This window comes from Mesorhizobium sp. M7A.F.Ca.US.007.01.2.1, assembly GCF_003998165.1.
GTDB classification, from domain to species: Bacteria; Pseudomonadota; Alphaproteobacteria; order Rhizobiales; family Rhizobiaceae; genus Mesorhizobium; species Mesorhizobium ciceri.
Genome location: NZ_RZQP01000074.1, coordinates 25,001 through 26,725 on the forward strand (window position 1 = coordinate 25,001; position 1,725 = coordinate 26,725).

2 protein-coding genes (1 of these 2 running past the window's edge) are annotated in these 1,725 nt (G+C 64.6%); one reads left to right on the forward strand and one right to left on the reverse strand.

Annotated features, from left to right (window positions below):
- Positions 1-1,035 carry the 3' portion of a M23 family metallopeptidase gene (locus EN949_RS15725; protein ID WP_027163525.1) on the forward strand. Its footprint begins 933 nt before the window's first position, so the window shows 1,035 of its 1,968 coding nt (coding positions 934-1,968); its start codon lies beyond the left edge, outside the window; its stop codon occupies positions 1,033-1,035.
- A 6-nt stretch (positions 1,036-1,041) separates the two neighbouring features.
- On the opposite strand, the gene EN949_RS15730 is transcribed toward EN949_RS15725, so the two are convergent.
- The coding region (locus tag EN949_RS15730; RefSeq protein ID WP_127371720.1) for an MFS transporter at positions 1,042-1,725 on the reverse strand (684 nt) is incomplete at its 5' end.

Consider the following 1,725-nt stretch of genomic DNA (forward strand, 5'->3'; position numbering starts at 1 on the left):
GCGCTCAAGGCTGGAACCGTGCTGCGCGTCGGCCTCGAGGTTCACGGCGATGCCGCCAAGGTCGTGCGCACCAGCGTCTACGACCGGACCCAGCACATCGTCACCATCGCGCTCAACGATCGCGGCCAGTATGTGCCGGCGCAGGAACCGGATCCGAACCCCGAATTGCTGACGGCCTTCGATGATTCGTCGGCGCCGGTGGTGGTGCGCGGCAACCTGCCCAACGTCTATGACGGCATCTACCGCGCCGCCTACTCCTACGGCATGTCCAAGGCGATGACGCAGCGGTTGATCAAGCTGCTGGCGTCCGATGTCGACTTCCAGTCTCGCCTCAGCCCCGCCGACCGCATCGAAGTCCTGTTCTCGCAGCCCGACGGCGACGATCAGACCTCGGACAGCTCCGAGCTTCTCTACGTCTCGGCGACGTTCGGCGGCCAGACCCGCAACTTCTACCGCTTCCAGATGCAGGACGGCGGCACCGACTATTTCGATGAGGACGGTTCGAGCGCCGAGCAGTTCCTGTTGCGCAATCCCCTGCCCGCCGGGAAATTCCGCTCCGGGTTCGGCGCCCGCAGGCATCCGATCCTCGGCTATGTCCGCATGCACACCGGCGTCGACTGGGCAGCACCCATCGGCACGCCGATCATCGCCGCCGGCAACGGCACGGTCGAGAAGGTCGGCTGGGCCGGCGGTTACGGCAAGCAGATCATCATCCGCCACGCCAATGGCTACGAAACCTCATACAATCACCAGAGCGCCTTTGCCAAAGGCATCGAACCGGGCGTGCACGTCCGCCAGGGCCAGACCATCGGCTTCCTCGGCCAAACCGGCCTCGCCACCGGCCCGCATCTTCACTACGAGCTGATCGTCAACGGCACCAAGGTCGATCCGATGCGTGTCCGCCTGCCGGTCGGCAAGGTGCTGAAGGGCGATGACCTCGTCGCCTTCAAGCGCGAACGCGAACGCATCGACGAACTGTTGAAGCAGGAAGACAGCGATTCGCTGAAGGTTGCGAGCGCCAAGATCGACGGTTGATCGGCTTCAGCCTGGCGTATCTTCGGCCTTTCGCGGCCATGGCAATCGATCACCGGGAATGGTCGTCCAGGCGATAACAGCCGCAAGCAGGCAAAGCAGCGCGGTCACCGAAGAAACCGCGGCAAACGCGGCGTCGCTGGCGGCGAGCCTTGTCGCATCGATGGCCGGGGCAAGCCCGGCTGGCGCCGGTTCACCAAATCCCGGGATGCCGGACGTTGCGCTCGCGTCCAGTGCATTCGCGTAGACCCACGCGGCAAGCGAGCCCATCGCCGCCACCGCGATCAGACCGCCGATGCGTGAGACGGCATTGTTGATGCCGGAGGCCGCCCCCGTGTCCTTGTCCTCCACCGCCGTCATGATCGCGGTCGACAAGGGCGACACGACCAGAGCCATGCCGAGCCCCATCAGCCCCATCAGCGGGAATGTTCCGGTCCAGAAATTGTGGATGCCGGCGTAGGTGAGCAAGGCCAGCCCGGCAAACGCAAAAGCCACGACCAGGCTGCCGCAGGCGATCGGAAAACGCGGTCCGATCCGGTCCGACAGCTTGCCGACAGGTCCCGACAAAAGCGCGATCGATGCCGACAAGGGCAGGAAGATGAAGCCGACCTCGGCCGTGCTCAGGCCCCAGCCGGCGATCAGCAGCATTGGCAGATAGAAAAGGTTGGCCGACAGCGCAAAATAGAGGAAGAA